This is a genomic window from Bacillus sp. XT-2 (assembly GCF_025696525.1).
In the GTDB taxonomy this organism is placed as follows: domain Bacteria; phylum Bacillota; class Bacilli; order Bacillales; family Bacillaceae; genus Bacillus; species Bacillus halotolerans.
The window spans coordinates 453,307-469,122 of record NZ_JAHVOC010000001.1; the positions used below are offsets into that span (position 1 = coordinate 453,307).

Annotated in this window: 10 protein-coding genes and 6 pseudogenes; 9 read left to right on the top strand and 7 right to left on the bottom strand. The window is 35.8% G+C overall.

Features of this window, described 5'->3' with window-relative positions; translation table 11 throughout:
* The first annotated feature begins 34 nt into the window (after nucleotides 1-34).
* A complete protein-coding gene (locus KXD37_RS02405) occupies nucleotides 35-1,099 on the top strand; it encodes an NADH:flavin oxidoreductase (RefSeq protein WP_127696740.1) in 1,065 nt (354 codons plus the stop codon).
* Nucleotides 1,100-1,627: 528 nt separating this feature from the next.
* On the opposite strand, the pseudogene KXD37_RS02415 reads toward KXD37_RS02405, so the two are convergent.
* Together KXD37_RS02415 and KXD37_RS02420 are read right to left on the bottom strand one after the other, a co-directional pair.
* A pseudogene (locus KXD37_RS02415) lies at nucleotides 1,628-2,026 on the bottom strand (sigma-70 family RNA polymerase sigma factor); the annotation flags it as partial.
* Nucleotides 2,022-2,539: pseudogene (locus KXD37_RS02420) on the bottom strand (ImmA/IrrE family metallo-endopeptidase). The pseudogenes KXD37_RS02415 and KXD37_RS02420, both read right to left, overlap by 5 nt.
* A 268-nt stretch (nucleotides 2,540-2,807) precedes the next feature.
* On the opposite strand from KXD37_RS02420, the gene KXD37_RS02425 reads away from it, so the two are divergent.
* From KXD37_RS02425 to KXD37_RS02440, 4 genes and pseudogenes are all read left to right on the top strand, one after another.
* Complete coding sequence (locus KXD37_RS02425; RefSeq protein ID WP_103672588.1) at nucleotides 2,808-3,344, top strand: AAA family ATPase; 537 nt, start codon at nucleotides 2,808-2,810, stop codon at nucleotides 3,342-3,344.
* Between the two features lie 149 nt (nucleotides 3,345-3,493).
* Nucleotides 3,494-3,850, top strand: a complete 357-nt coding sequence (locus KXD37_RS02430) for a hypothetical protein (protein ID WP_223203884.1) — start codon at nucleotides 3,494-3,496, stop codon at nucleotides 3,848-3,850.
* Between the two features lie 497 nt (nucleotides 3,851-4,347).
* Nucleotides 4,348-4,539, top strand: a pseudogene (locus tag KXD37_RS02435) (peptidoglycan-binding domain-containing protein); the annotation flags it as partial.
* Nucleotides 4,540-4,859: 320 nt separating this feature from the next.
* Complete coding sequence (locus KXD37_RS02440) at nucleotides 4,860-5,744, top strand: DMT family transporter (RefSeq protein WP_127696742.1); 885 nt, start codon at nucleotides 4,860-4,862, stop codon at nucleotides 5,742-5,744.
* Nucleotides 5,745-5,860: 116 nt separating this feature from the next.
* Here KXD37_RS02440 and KXD37_RS02445 read toward each other — a convergent pair whose 3' ends face one another.
* The 5 genes and pseudogenes from KXD37_RS02445 to KXD37_RS02465 all read right to left on the bottom strand — a co-directional run bounded on the left by KXD37_RS02445 (nucleotide 5,861) and on the right by KXD37_RS02465 (nucleotide 9,897).
* Complete coding sequence (locus KXD37_RS02445) at nucleotides 5,861-6,160, bottom strand: contact-dependent growth inhibition system immunity protein (protein ID WP_019260160.1); 300 nt, start codon at nucleotides 6,158-6,160, stop codon at nucleotides 5,861-5,863.
* 6 nt (nucleotides 6,161-6,166) lie between these two features.
* A pseudogene (locus KXD37_RS02450) lies at nucleotides 6,167-8,033 on the bottom strand (ribonuclease YeeF family protein).
* 368 nt (nucleotides 8,034-8,401) lie between these two features.
* Nucleotides 8,402-8,561 (bottom strand): annotated as a pseudogene (locus tag KXD37_RS02455) (hypothetical protein).
* 109 nt (nucleotides 8,562-8,670) lie between these two features.
* Complete coding sequence (gene phrE / locus KXD37_RS02460) at nucleotides 8,671-8,805, bottom strand: phosphatase RapE inhibitor PhrE (RefSeq protein WP_106020134.1); 135 nt, start codon at nucleotides 8,803-8,805, stop codon at nucleotides 8,671-8,673.
* Nucleotides 8,795-9,897 (bottom strand): annotated as a pseudogene (locus KXD37_RS02465) (tetratricopeptide repeat protein). Before KXD37_RS02465 ends, phrE begins: the two are co-directional and overlap by 11 nt.
* Nucleotides 9,898-10,374: 477 nt before the next feature.
* Here KXD37_RS02465 and czcD point away from each other — a divergent pair.
* The 4 genes from czcD (at nucleotide 10,375) to KXD37_RS02485 (ending at nucleotide 15,740) form a co-directional block, all read left to right on the top strand.
* A complete protein-coding gene (gene czcD, locus KXD37_RS02470) occupies nucleotides 10,375-11,310 on the top strand; it encodes a CDF family zinc transporter CzcD (RefSeq protein WP_101861076.1) in 936 nt (311 codons plus the stop codon).
* A gap of 68 nt (nucleotides 11,311-11,378) precedes the next feature.
* Nucleotides 11,379-12,416, top strand: coding sequence for a flavin-containing monooxygenase (locus KXD37_RS02475; protein WP_127696743.1), 1,038 nt, complete (start codon nucleotides 11,379-11,381; stop codon nucleotides 12,414-12,416).
* Between the two features lie 300 nt (nucleotides 12,417-12,716).
* Complete coding sequence (locus tag KXD37_RS02480; RefSeq protein WP_263463226.1) at nucleotides 12,717-13,847, top strand: Rap family tetratricopeptide repeat protein; 1,131 nt, start codon at nucleotides 12,717-12,719, stop codon at nucleotides 13,845-13,847.
* A gap of 723 nt (nucleotides 13,848-14,570) precedes the next feature.
* Nucleotides 14,571-15,740 carry an MFS transporter gene (locus KXD37_RS02485; protein ID WP_127696745.1) on the top strand — a complete coding sequence of 390 codons (1,170 nt, stop codon included), beginning with the start codon at nucleotides 14,571-14,573 and terminating at the stop codon, nucleotides 15,738-15,740.
* The last annotated feature ends 76 nt before the right edge of the window (nucleotides 15,741-15,816 follow it).

Here is a 15,816-nt window from a genome sequence, read left to right on the forward strand (position 1 = left end):
AATAAGTCTTAAAGTATAAAACTTGGAGGTTTTTATGAATAATTTTCAGTCAGTTGAAGCTCTTTTTAAACCATTTGAAATGGGAAATCTGAAACTATCTAATCGTATTTTGATGGCACCTATGACGCGAAACTTTTCTCCAAATGGAGTACCAGGGGAGGATGTCGCTGCGTATTATCGTCGTAGAGCTGAAAATGGTGTTGGACTTATTGTGACAGAGGGTACGTTTATCAACCATCCTGATGTTGCATCCGAGGTGCCAGCATGGCAGGAGGACGTACCACACTTATACGGAGAAGAGGCGCTAAACGGTTGGTCAAAAGTAGTTGATGGGGTACACGAGGCCGGTGGGAAAATTTTCTCTCAATTGTGGCACATGGGTGCACGAGGCAACGCTAATGATTACTCAAAACAAGAAATTTTGGAATTGGTTGAAGCTTTTGCACAGGCAGCAGCCAATGCTAAAAAGGTTGGTTTTGATGGCATTGAGATTATGGCAGCCCATGGATTTTTAATTGATCAGTTCTTTTGGGAAAAAACAAACACACGTACTGATGAATATGGTGGCGACATAGTTAAGCGCACACGCTTTGCGAGTGAGGTCATCGCAGCTTGCCGACGTGTTATTGGACCAGATTTTCCAATCTCGTTGCGAATCTCACAGTGGAAATATGATTTCTATACAGCAAAATTAGTAGAAACTCCAGAAGAACTAAAACGTTTCTTAACGCCATTAGTTGATGCAGGAGTTGACATCTTTCATGCATCTATTCGTCGTTTTTGGGAACCTGCATTTGAAGGATCTGAACTGAATCTATCAGGATGGATTAAAAAGTTAACAGGAAAACCAACAATTACAGTTGGATCTGTCGGTCTTGATGGCGCTGATTTCTTGGATTTCTTCGCTACTGGAGAAGAGGCCACTGGTAAAGCCAACAAAATGGGCAATTTGATCGAGAGGTTAGAACGTGAAGAATTTGATCTGATGGCTGTGGGTCGCGCATTATTGGCTGACCCTGACTGGGTAAACAAAATCCGAGATGGACGAACAGAAGAATTAATTCCGTTTACGCGTGAGGCAATTGAAACATTATATTAAACAGAGCTAAAAAAATAATAAAGAACCCATTTTGATTGATTTTTTTCAAAATGGGTTCTTTTTAGTTACTTTCAGATAAAGATCCCATAACACTATTACTTATCTTTTAGTGATTGATTTTGTAAGGTATATGAAATTAACGGAAACTTTTTCGAGTTGAGTCTATCATATGGTCGTTTACTACGGAAGCAATTTTCATGAAGTTTATAAAATCTTCTGTTGAAAATTGATCCAGTCTACTCATCCTAGAACAGATCCGATGGTTTCAAACTATGGCTTTGAATCGCATGAGAGAGGATGCAAGCAAAGGACTTAAAAGTCAAGTCATCTGCTACAATCCTCATCGTCTTTACGGAAATGATCATTGAGCTTATCAGTGCTGACGAGTTGAGAGAGCGAGACAAGCGGTTAGCTGGAAGCATTTTTATACCTCTATCGTATATTCTGTCTTCATTAGTTTCGAGAGTTTTAAAAGAAGAATGTACATGAATGAGAGAAGCAGGCATATTAGATCCGGCTTCTTCTGCATTATTTCCCCTTCGCTTTCTTCCGCTTTTCCTTCTCCGCCCGATAGAACTCATGGAACATCTTCATCAGCGCCCGCTTCTCAATCCGCGATACATAGCTGCGCGAAATACCGAGTTCTTTGGCAATCTCACGCTGCGTTTTTTCCTTCTTCAAATCAAGCCCAAACCGCCCGACAATTACTTCCTTTTCACGGTCATCTAAAATGTCAATGTATTGCTTCACTTTTTCAAGCTCCATATTGAGCTGGATTGTATCAATTACGTCTTCATTTTCTGATTTCAGGACATCGATCAGGCTTATTTCATTCCCTTCTTTATCCTGCCCGATCGGATCATGAAGGGACACGTCTTTTTTTGTTTTTTTCAATGCGCGTAAATGCATGAGGATCTCATTATTAATTACAAAAGGGGGGTGCACAGATTTCCTGTGTTTGATTAAATAAATGTTGAGTCAGTTTCCTGTAATAAATGCTTAAACGTTTCTTAGCGAATGAAGAGGATACCTTAAATAAACAAGCACATATTCAATTGTATGTGATTATATGTACAAAAGATTAATATTACGCAACATAAAAGTTGGAATGCAAAAGTGATATGTAAAATAATTGGACTGTCACTCTTAATAATCAGTCCAAGTTGCAGGCATTGTTTTTTTATCGCCTTCATGTCTATATATATGGCAAAATTCATGAGCGAAATCATACCATTGTTCAATTCGACTTTTTCGGCTGTCCAAGCATATGTTATAAATTCCGCTATGTTTAAGTGCGAAGCTTGTAACAGGTTTAAATGAAAGCCTGATATCTAATGACTCGGCAATCCGTTCAAAATTAATTTGTTCAGGTTCTGTAATATCAATCTTTCTGTATAAGTTTTCAATCCAATCCTCTAAATGACTGTTTGTATACCTCAAGATAAAAAACCTCCTTAAAGACGACAATCTAAAAATTGGATTCGTTTAAATATTATATGGAAAGCAAGACTTTTTTCATAGGAAAATTCGTCTAAAAAGATGGAATATGAATCCGTTTAATAATGGCTGTTTTCGTAAGAATGATAATTTTGACACACATCTGGATTTCTCTAGAAAAGTAAAGGTCTTTAGGGATTTATGTCAAAATGATAGTAAGTACCTTATACAACAAACAGGGAGTTTGGTTGCTTAATAAGGAGGGGGAAGTATGAAAAAAAATATTCACATATTGGGAGCTTCTGGTGTCGGGACTTCAACATTGGGTGTTGCATTATCAAAGCATTTGCCTCATACGCATTTTGATACCGATGATTACTATTGGATAGATAAATTCACTAAAAAAAGAGAAATTCCTGAAAGAAGAAAGTTGCTTGAAAAAGACTTAACAATAAATGAGAAATGGATTCTTTCTGGTGCAGTGTGTGGCTGGGGCGATAATCTAAAAAGTTATTTTGACCTTGTCGTCTTCTTATGGATTCCACAAGATATACGGCTTGAGAGATTAAGGCATAGGGAATTTCAGCGTTATGGAAATGAAGTGTTAGCCGGTGGCAGTAAATATGAACAATCAAAAGCATTTTTAGAGTGGGCTTCTTTATATGATAATGCTGGAATGGAAGTTAGAAGTAGAGCTTTGCATGAACATTGGATGGAAGATTTATCTTGTCCAGTGCTAAAGATTGAAGGCGATCACTCAGTCAATGAAAGAGTTGACCGTGTCTTGGATTATCTGAATTCTAATTAAACTAACGGATAGCGATAGCTGCATAAGAAAATAAATTTAAAAATCAAAGAAAGTTCCAGTAATGCATTTTACGGATCACGTTTTTTTATACCGCTATCAGTATGCTGTTGGAGGGGTTAAATATCAATAAAAAATTCTTAAAAAGGTTAATGATTGTACCAATTCTATTCATTTGTTATGTTTTATTTTTAAATCCTAAAGTTATACTTGAACAGCAATGTCCTAATAAGCCTTACAGTTTAACAATCGTAAAGCACGGGACAGGTATATTCGATAAGAAAATAGTTTTAATATATTACAAGATCAACGGAAAAACAGTAGCTGTTGGGGATTTGGTGTTTTTTGAGAATTTTGACAGAGATATAGATGTTACTTGGGATACGAATACAGATGATGGAACTTGGTGGATAGATAAAAGCGTACATTTAACCATGACCTATGCTAAAAATTTTAAGGGGGATTTAGACAAGAAAGATATTGATTTTGATTATGGTACTGTCCAATGATAATGAATCAGTATATTTAAACAGGAATATACAATAAAAGAACCGCCAGTCGCGGTTCTTTTGTGTTCAAATTTAAACAGATTTAGGAGCAGTTTTTCCTTTCCTTACAATTACCATGATTCCAGGGATGATCATAAGTATACTGGTATTAAGTAAAACCAGTCGTTTGAATAAGACAACAATTGAAGCCGTAAACCCAATACATGAAAAGATCAAAGACCCCCATGCCCCAACAAGAAGGTCGCTTGTCATATCAAAGTATCTGATCAAATGAAAAAATAAATCTAAATAGGCGATACCTAGAGCTAGAATAGATGCTACAACACCCAGTAGGCTCCCTGTCAAACTTAAAAAAATTCAATGGTTCTCTTCACAATAAACGCACCTTATGTAATCAGGACACTTCATTTTTATATATGAAAATGTAAAAGAAACATAAATGAAAATATAAATGAGAAAAACAACAAAAACCCTTGCCACGTAAGGGTTTGTAAGGGATTCAAAAATCACTTGCGGCTCTTTATTTCTACCCAGATAAAGGAGCGAAGAATAACGGTATCGACGGCGTATATGGACCGAAAACAGCAGATGCAGTTAGACGATTTCAGTCGATGCATGGACTATCTGCTGATGGAATTTATGGACCTAAGACTAAAGCCAAACTTGAAGCTCTATCAAAGAGGAACTGAACAAGCTCTAAGTATAATAAAACAGCTCCTTATCCTTTTAAATAGCACAATTTTGGTTGAGTGACTTTTGCCATTAGCCATTACAACCTTTATATCCAAAAATTCTTAATATACATCCAAATATTTTTATTATATACTTATCTAACCAAAAAAACTGGAGGTTGGTTTATTTATGCCATTATCAAATTCAATGACAAATCCGAGTGTTAGACTTGCTACTTCTCCACCACCACCGTTTCTGCTCATAAACACGCTTATATTTAAAACAGATTAAGAATCTGCGAAATATAAGCTGTTTCGCAGATTCGAAGGAGTAGAAAATGAAATCTAGCATACAGTTTATATTATCAATGATTATTTTTGGTACAATTGGTTTAGTTGTGAGATACATTGACTTATCTTCGAGTGAAACAGCGTTTTTAAGTAGCTCAATTGGTTTTCTCTTTTTAACACTTGTGTTTATTAATAAGAGAAAAAGCTTCTCCTGGAAAAAAATAAAAAGTTGTGGGATATTTCTTTTTTTATCGGGCATTGCTTTGGGAGGAAATTGGATATTTCTTTATCAATCCTATGAGTATACAACACTAACGAATGCCACGTTAGGTTATTATTTTGCACCTGTTTTTGTGATGTTACTTTCACCTATTTTTTTAAAGGAAAAACTCTCTTTTAAAAAAGTGATATGTATCTTCGTAGCAGTATTAGGGATGATGTTCATTGTCGGAAATGGTGTTAGTGCATCCGGAAGAGAGGATTTAATTGGGATTATTTTGGGGTTAATTGCAGCTGCATTTTATGCTGCGTTAATGTTGTTAAATAAGTTTATTAAAGAGATGAATCGGCTGGAAGTAACCATTATCCAACTGTTGGTCACAGCTTTAATTCTTCTACCATATGTCCTTATTACAGAAGGACTTAACATGCTAAGTGTATCATCATCATCAATTCCTTTTATAATCTTTCTGGGGATTGTAAACACAGGAATAGGGTTCTGGTTGTTTTTCTCTGGCATGGAAAAATTAAAAGGTCAGAGCATAGCTGTGTTAAGTTATGTTGACCCATTTGTTGCTATTCTCATTTCTGGTCTAATATTACAAGAGCAATTCACGTTATTACAAATTATGGGTGGAATTCTTTTATTAGGTTCTACTTTTGCTAGTGAATTAAGATTTCGCAGAACACAAGAGTGTGTCAAACGATTTTAGCCTATGTTTGGGTTACTCAGGACGACATTTATGGACCTGATACTAAAGCAAAACTTGAAGACTTATTGAAAATAATTAAAAGAAGCCCTTCTTAAAAAGAGGGGCTCCTTTTCTAACTATATTGTTTTAAGGTGTTCTTTAATTTGTTCAATGACTTGCTTAAGCCATTCTAATGGAGTTATATCATCTTCAGGAAAGTATATACCATCAGCTGCTTCTTCTATAAATTCATTCTTGTCTTCTTCTGAATAATCACTATTTACAAACTCAGTTAGTGCTATTAAATCTCTTTCTTTTAGTTTTTGTGATGCTTCATTTAAATATTCATCAAGGGCATCTTCCGGAGACTCTATATCTTGGTGGAAATGTCCACCGAGAAATCTAAATACAGGATCAGAAACTTTAATTTCAATCATTATATATCACCTCGTTGGGTAGCCTGTTAGTATAAAGCTACCATCTTCATTTTTCCTTAATACTATTCTTGCGTTAGTCATATCTTTAACTTCATTTGAACCTCTACGAACTCCTCTACCTATAACTTCGGTTCCCCTATAAGGCAACGGTAATGTATCGTCAATATCACTATTTAACCACTCTTCAATTTCCTTTTTATATTTAGTTAATGTTTCATTAGCGACTTTTTCTGCAGTTGGCCTATCAGTGAAACTAGAAGAGGCACGTATCCTCTTGTTTTTCTGTAGTCTCTGTAATAACTCTTCATCAGTCTTACCGATATGTCTATCAATTAGATGCCCGCCCTTTGCTTCATGAGCAGCTAATCCTCCGCCAGGTGCGAGAGGGGTACTATCACCTTGTTTGACATTACCTATACCCATGTTGTTAGAAGTCTCAGATTTTCTAAGTACACTCTCTTTTTTATCTTCAATAATACTTTTTAATAAAGGCGTATTCTTTATATTATATGTATTGTCGATGTCTTGGGCAATTCCGACAAGTGCAAGATCATTCTTATCTAATAATAGAATTGATGTAAGCTTTGCCTTTGTTTATCCCTTTATTCACATGAGAAGCGGCTGTTCCACCTTCAACCACTTTACCCACTTTTGAGAGCTTAGTAGTGGTTTGTACTGCGGCACCCGCACCTTTTGGTCCAACAATATTGCCGATTGCATAACTGATATAATGTGCTCTTGTGTATGCATCACCATTTATCATTTTATCATTCCATGAATCGACGATGTTTGTCCAGATTATTTTTGGATAGGAGGGAACGCTTAAGACTGTTGTAATTGTTTTTGTAAGTTTTAGTTCCATAGGAAGCTGTGAATATTCCCAGGCTCCTACAACCAAGTCTTTGATGCCATATATCGTATCGTCAATCGCATCGTTAAGCCCATCATTAACTCCATCGATGAAATCAATTGCTGCCTTACCGGCATTGATCACACTTTCACCAACTTCTTCGAGCTGTTTTGCTTGTTCAAGCTGCACCACATATTGTAACTGTGCAGGCTCAAGGTTCTCATACCCGATCTTCTTGGCAATTTCTAAGTATTCATCCGGATCCGTCACTCCGTCAGCTAACTTCTTCTTCAGCTCTTTGATTTCTCGCTCTTTAGCTTCCTCTTTCTTAATCGTCAAATAAGCTTCTGTACGTTTCTCAATATCGCCCTTTTTCTTATGTATATCACTCTCACGGTACGCCTTGGCGTTGTAGTGAAGAGGCGTAGCGTTTTTGCCTTTGCCAGTTGCTTCTTGGAGCTTTTGGAAATCTGACTTGATGAATTGTTCATTTGGTTCTGACATAGCATATTCTGTTAGTAAATCCTCGTCAAGATCACCTAGTTTTTCAATTGTTTTTTTGCGTTTATTATTGGCATCCGCAAGCTCATCCTTGAAGGTTTCTGTTGAAAACAGGTCGAGCGGAAGGATGTCGTCAATATCGTTTAGGATATCTTTCATGGCTTTTTTCTGTTCAGACATGATTGATTTTGATTTTGTATGGGCGTTAGCCAGTTCATGTTCTAAAAAAGATTCTTCAATATAAGCATCAGAGAGACCTTTGTCTTCGACAGCTCCGGCAATGCTGTTAAAGAATGCGATTTTCATGTCAATGTAGTCAATCCATTGATCAGTGACACCAACATGATCGTGATAGAATGCTTTAATGTTATTAGCGCCTTTACCTGAGAATTCGCTGTCATCCAGTTCAGCGACGCTTTGTAAAGCTTTTCTCAAGTTGACCATTTGCGTCCTTAGTTCTTTATATTCTTTGGCGCGGTCTGTAGCTTCAGACATAAGTGTTTTAGCTTCAAAGACTTTCATAATCATACCCTCTCATTTAATCATATAACAAAATATTACCGTGGAAGAATGATGAAACTAACTGTTATGTGGATCAAAGGTTGGAAATGAATCATTCGATCTGTGCTATTTTACCTATTTACCAATCGTTTCAATGAAAGGGGACTTTCCAATTGTAACATCGCCATCATGAAAAAATTCGATAACGTAGCCAGATTCACTAAACAGAAAAGTATCTGATCCAACGGCAGTTACATCATCAATTACGTTTAATGCATGCTCAAGACTGGTTTTTAATGCTGGCTGTTCTCCGTAACCCCAAAGGATAATAATGTTCCTATCTTTAAAATGGTGTTTAGCTAGCCAATCGTAAATCTCTTCCTCGTAATCTATAAATTGGTGACAACAAACTTCTTCCCACTTGATTCGTCCCCAAGATGTAAAGGGAAAACAGTTTGAAAGCAGTTCATAATATTTTGCCGTTAATTCTTCTGATAAGATTTCTTTGTTTTTCCCTAGAGCTTCTAAGCATTCATCAAATAAGTCCAAAATTTTCACCTCAAAAGCTTTATGTATGATGGATTTTTTCAGTATTAGAAATAAGAAAAAGCCGTTATGAAACGGCTAAAGGGAATCAGAACTAATGTTGTTTATCGAATCAAACAAGGAATTCATGAGTAGGTGCTAGAGTTACATTCCGGGATGCTTCCTTCATTTCGCCATTAGACATAGTTCCGAAAAAGGCAAGTCCAATTAAAACGGCGGATAAACTGATAAACAATTTAGATTTCATACATGCATTCCCCTTTCGATATTTGCTTTTGAGCATATACCATCTTCTTGAAACAGATGATACTATCCTCTATTTTTCCATTTTAATCGAAAAGGTTTACTCCTAAAAATGCCATCTCTTCCATATAAGGGTATACTTTGCCATTCTCTAAACGAGAAAAAATGTTGAGGAGTTTAGGTGTATCGCCATTTCTTATATAAAGAACGTCTAATGCTTCAAATAAGTTCATAAAAAGTTCGTCTTTAAAGTCTACAGCGCTTCTGATTCCTTTGCGGAAACACTCTAATGCCTGTTCTTTTTTGCCTTGTATAAAATAAATCAACGCTAGATCATGATAGGCCTGTGGAAGTACGTCAGAGTTTATTTTTCTGTATTGAACCAAGGCCTGCTCGATGTAACGTGCAGCCTTATTTAAGTTGTCCATTTTGTAATAGCAATTACCGAGATTGAAAAATGGAGTGGCATAGATGTGAGTATTTTTACTTTTAAGCAGCTCAGCACCTTTTAAAGCAAGGTGGGGGAGAGCTTTTTCATGGTTTTCAAGGTCATCGTAGTTGCCGGCAATGACAAAATGGCACTGAATACGCCGAACAGAATAAAGTTCATGTTTTTTATAGATATTGTATGAAAGTTAAGAGTCATTTTCATATGATAATAGACTTCGGATAACTTAAAATAAAACTCAGCTTTTTCAATCTTGTCGGAGATCGTTGGAATTTTGCGTTCAGCTTTTTTGTAATATGTAATGGCCTTTGTGTATTTACCGTTTCTAAACTCATACATCCCGCGGAAGAAGTTATAATAATATGCCCGCATATTGTCCAGTTTTTTCTTATATCCTTCGATTTTCTTCAAATATTCTGAAAATTCCATTCGATTCTCATCAGATGGCAGCGTATACTCCAGCATGATTTTATGTCGAAAGGCCATTAGTTGATGATAAATAAGCAAGTCTTGATCTTCTTCCATAACCTCTATATCACGTTCGATTTCAGCTTTTAACATTTCAGCATCAGTAACGTTGAATTTTTGAATATGCCTATGCCATTCATTAATTTTCATTCCCACTTCAGCTGATGTGATTGATATCAAGATATTCACCCTTCCCTTAACTCTACTAGTACTGTAAATATTAACAAGTTTTTGTTCGCAGAAAAAGGCAATAGGGCACCGCAATTTAAATTTTCGGTGAGACCGCAATAACTTTTTGTCTTGGTATTAAGAATCTTGATTATATGCTACGTAGAAAGTGACGGGTTGGGACTGTTAGAGGAGTAAACCTTGTGTTTGCTCCTCTTTTTTTGCTTATCAGATAGTCGTCGTGGTGTTGTTATCAAGTTGCAATAGTATTTTTAAGAAAAGCATCAATTGATTTTATTTGAATACAAAAGAACCTGTATTGGAATTTTTATAATAAATATTTTGACATTTCAGTAAAGAGCATATATATTCTTATATGAGCATGTAATCATATATTGATATTTCTAGTGTCAGGTTAGAATGCTCAATAAAAGATAAGAAATAATAAAGCATATGAATCAAGAAACTTTCGTTAAGGAGGAGATTTTTATGGGTCACAATCATACTACGGGAGCTAATAAAAAGGTTTTATTGATCTCTTTTATCATGATTACAGGTTATATGATGATAGAAGCCATAGGTGGATTTTTAACAAATAGTCTGGCGCTTTTATCAGATGCAGGCCATATGCTGAGTGATTCAATTTCATTAATGGTTGCCTTGATTGCTTTTACATTAGCTGAAAAAAAGGCAAATCACAATAAGACATTCGGCTATAAACGATTTGAGATTCTTGCTGCTGTGATAAACGGTGTTGCATTAATTCTTATTTCTCTTTATATCATTTATGAAGCAATCGAACGTTTCTCTAACCCACCAGAAGTAGCAACAACTGGCATGCTTACGATTAGTATTATCGGGTTAGTTGTGAATATATTAGTCGCATGGATTATGATGAGTGGCGGAGATACAAAGAATAATCTGAACATAAGAGGAGCTTATTTGCATGTGATAAGCGATATGCTCGGCTCTGTAGGTGCCATTCTAGCTGCCATACTTATCATCTTCTTTGGATGGGGCTGGGCAGACCCATTGGCTAGTATGATTGTGGCTATTCTTGTTCTAAGAAGCGGTTACAATGTGACTAAAAGTTCCATTCACATATTAATGGAAGGAACTCCAGAACATATCGATGTCACTGACATCATTCGTGCAATTGAAGAGACAGAGGGAATTCAAAACATTCATGATTTACACATATGGTCTATCACAAGTGGATTAAATGCTCTTTCTTGCCACGCTGTGGTTGACGATCAGCTGACCATTTCAGAAAGTGAAAATATTTTACGCAAAATTGAACATGAGCTTGAGCATAAAGGCATTACGCATGTAACCATTCAAATGGAAACAGAAGCACATAATCATGACAATGCGATCCTTTGTCAGGCCACAATTGAGAAGCCGCATGACCACCATCATCATTAAAATTTTTATCTGATGAGGTTCAGTTTTAGTCTATCTCTCGTATGAATAAAATTAGTGGGAGGCTTAATATGTATGACACGATAGTAATTGGAGCTGGTCAAGCAGGAATCTCAATAGGATATTATCTTAAGCAGACCGACCAAAAGCTTATCATTTTGGATAAAAGTCAGGGGGTTGGGGAGAGCTGGAAAGAACGGTATGACTCATTGGTTTTATTTACTTCTCGAATGTATAGCTCTTTGCCTGGGATGCATCTTGAAGGAGAAAAAAACGGATTTCCTTCAAAAGATGAAATTGTAGCTTATCTAAAGAAATATGTTGAAAGATTTGATATTCCAATCCAATTACAGACAGATGTAATAAGTGTTCTAAAATCAAAGAATTATTTCTTAATAAAAACAAATCAGGGAGAATATCAATCAAAGAATCTTGTCATTGCTACAGGTCCTTTTCATACCCCTAATATTCCATCAATATCAAAAGGTTTAGCTGATAATATTAATCAACTACACTCGTCACAATATAAGAATTCAAAACAATTGGTACATGGAAATGTACTAGTAGTTGGTGGGGGGAATAGTGGTGCGCAGATAGCTGTTGAATTATCCAAAGAAAGAGTTACATATTTAGCCTGTAGTAATAAACTTGTTTATTTGCCTTTAATGATCGGAAAAAGAAGCATCTTTTGGTGGTTTGATAAATTAGGAGTTTTACATGCAAGTCATACATCGATATTAGGCAAATTCATTCAAAAGAAAGATGATCCAATATTTGGGTATGAACTAAAACACGCAATAAAACAGAGGGAGATTATGTTAAAAACAAGAGTCGTAGCTGGAAAGCAAAATGAAATCATTTTTAAAGATTCATCTTCATTAGAAGTAAACAATATTATTTGGGCTACAGGTTTTAGGAATCCCCTTAAATGGATAAATATAAAAGGTGTTTTGAATAAAGAAGGCCGAATCATACATCATAGAGGTGTTTCACCTGTAGAAGGATTGTACTTTATAGGTTTGCCTTGGCAGCATAGGCGAGGTTCAGCATTGCTTCAAGGCGTAGGAAATGATGCTGAATACATTGTAAAACGAATTAACGGGGAATAAACTATGTAGAGCAGTAACTAACATGTGAACTGCTCCTATTTTTTGTGGGAATAAGTTTAGGAAGCAGAGATGTGCCTTCTCTTTTATATTTAAGAAATTAGAACAAAGAAGCGAAGAAATCTCTTCAAGACATACTCATATTTTTATGTTCAATAATGTAAGAGGAGAGAAACGAGCCTAAAATTATCTTGGTTAATCATATCAAAGGTACCGAAGAAAAAGTTTGCGGTTTTTTTGCGGTTCAAACACTTTTTTGAAATGTTAGAATATTACATAAAAAGACATAAAAGGAGGGGTCCTGTGAATCCGGTTTTATCATCGTCAGAAGTTGGCGTAAAGATCAATGAATGGTATAAAATGATACGTCAATTTAGTGTCCCGGATGCAGAGATTTTAAAGGCAGAGGTGGAGCAAGAAATCCAACGGATGGAGGAAGATGAGTATTTACTCATTTACTTCTCCCTAATGAAATTCCGTCATCAACTCATGTTAGATTATTTGGAACCCGTAACAACACGTATAAGACCAACTATTGACGAACTTCTTGAAAAAATTGAGACTTCAAATAAAGGCATATCTGGTCTTTTGTCGTATTATTCTCTGTTTTTCAGAGGGATGTACGAGTTTGATAAGAAGCAATACATGAAAGCTATTTACTATTATAGAGAAGCTGAAAAGCAGCTTATACATGTCCCTGATGAGATCGAAAGGGCAGAGTTTCATTTTAAGTTAGCTGAAGCATATTATGGTATGAAGCAAAGTCATGTGGTGTCTATGCATCACGTTAAACAAGCATTGGATATTTATAATCAATATGAACTTTATAAGGTGCGAAAAGTTCAATGTATGTTTGTTATCTCAGGGAATTATACTGATTTTAAACATTACGAAAAAAGTCAGCCGCATCTTGAAAAGGCATTAGAGTTATCTAGGGAATTGAATAACAAAAGGTTGATTAGTTCTGCACTATATAATTTAGGCACTAATTTTGCTGATAGTGGTGATTACGAGCAGGCGGAAGTATACATAAAGCAAGCAGTGGAGATTACAGAAAAAGAAAAGCTCACAAACTTGCCACATTCTTTATTTTCTTATGCAAAAATCCTTTTTAAACAAGGAAAAATGAATGAGGCTATCCAAGTAAGTAAGAAAGGTTTGTCAGCAGCTCTTTATCAAGGTGATGAGCTTTTCGCAAAATTACAGGGATATTTAAAAGCTCTTTATGTCGATGCAGTGGACCAACAAGGTGTTAATAAAACAATAGAATACTTAGAAAAAAATAAGAACTATTCATATATTGAAGACATTGCCTGTGAGACCGCAGCTGCTTACGCAAACTCAAAAGAATTTGAAACATCCTATGTATATCATCAGAAAATGCTTGAGACTCAAACACAAATTCAAAGGGGAGAATGCCTGTATGACTTTTAAAAAGAAGGTATGCCTAATCCTGGGTTTGTCACTTGTTTTAGTGTGTAGTTTCGGATCCAACTTAACAGAAAATCAAACTCAAAACACATTTCATATTGCCTCTGATCGTTTTCAAACTTGATAATATTACATTCAACCTCCTTCAGAAATGGAGGTTTTTTTATTTGATATCAACAGAAACAATGGAATCAAATGCGATATAATTAGTATCCCCCCTTTAAATCCTTGAGGAATAACCTTTACTTTTGGGGAGAGAAAAAGGCAATAGGGCACCGCAATTTAAATTTTCGGTGAGACCGCAATAACTTTTTAGTTCTCATGGAAAATCTGTCGATGGTGAATTAAGTGGTTTTGAGGATTAGCTCATTAAAAACTCACTTCGTAGATGAAGACAGTGCTTCAAAAGTGATTTTAAAATTGCTGCAGAACAAGTTATGCATAAAGAGAAAGGTGATCAGACCTTTTATTTCTATTTTGGATGATTGCTGAACTTGTACCCATTTTTGTGCATAAAATATAAAACTGTGTAAAAAGATGTAATGAATGACTTCAAAATTACTTAGGACCTAATGGCCGAAGTAATTGTCCGAGAAAACACTGGTTGTTTCAAACTATCGGTGTTTTTATTTGTCTCATTTTATGGGGGTGTACCACTTACATAAAGTTCTTTTATGCCCCCTAGAGAATATACATGTAAAAATATTTTTTCATATGGGGGATTATATGAAGTTGCAAGGGAGGATAAGTTTAAGCGTTGGTTGGATAACTTTGTTTCTAATGGGTACTGATTTATTTGTGGTATCCCCATTATTACCGTTTATTTCGGAAGTATATAAAGTTAGTGCATCAACCACTGGATGGATGGTAACTGTTTTTGCAGTTACATATGCTTTTTCGGCTCCTTGCTTCGGTTGGCTTTCAGATATCAAAGAACGGAGAACATTGATTACATTTGGCTTATTGCTGTTCGCTATTTCTAATATGCTAACTGCATTTTCTCCTTCATTTTTATGGTTGATTGTTAGCCGTATTTTAGCTGGTTTATCCGTTGCTTCAATCACTCCTTTGATATACGCAATCATTGGAGATACTGCCCCGCCTAACCGAAGAGGAACATGGCTTTCGATTGTTGTCTCAGGACACTTGACGGCTCTTTGGGCAGGAGCGCCAATCGGTACGTTATTAGAGCATTTTCTTGGATGGCGCTCAGTATTTGTTGTAATGGCAATCATAGGAGCCGTATTGGCGGCAGTGAATTTTAAAACATGGGAATCTATTCCTAAAAATGGTTTAACAAGAAACCTGTTAGAAGGAAATCTGCTAAGAATACTTGGTTCTGTAAGTGTTACTACCATTTGGGCGATTTCAATGTATACCCTTTATGTTTATTTAGGTGCAGCTCTTTACTCTAAAAATAAATTCTCGTCATCAGAAATCGCATTAGCTGTTGCTTTTTATGGTGTCGGTGCTGTTTTAGGGAGCCTTACAAGTGGGCAATTAACAGATAAATTTGGAGAAGAGAAAATTTCGAAGGTTACGCTAATATTGTTAATTTTAATACTCATTTGTTTAGGGATATTCTTCTCATCTGGTGATTGGATTTATTTCTTTCTTTTTATATGGGCTTTAGTTGGGTATGCAGGATTTACATCATACCAAGCAAGATTAGCAGTGGAATATCCAAAAGAACGAGGAATTGTTATGGCATGGAATAATACAGCTCTGTATATTGGTATTACCATTGGTTCAATGATTGGGGGTTATGTCATATCTAATTGGGGATATTCTTCACTTCCATATGTTTGTAGCGTTGCAGCAATCGTAAGTTTTGTGCTTAGTACCCAAAAGGTACAAGAAGCCAAAAAAGATTCAGCTTTTTCAACAGATACATGACCACGGAACAAAGTCTATTTGGGGTTCAGCCGAGATACATGTATAAGGGGTCATAGGATTGTTTTTATTTCCAAAT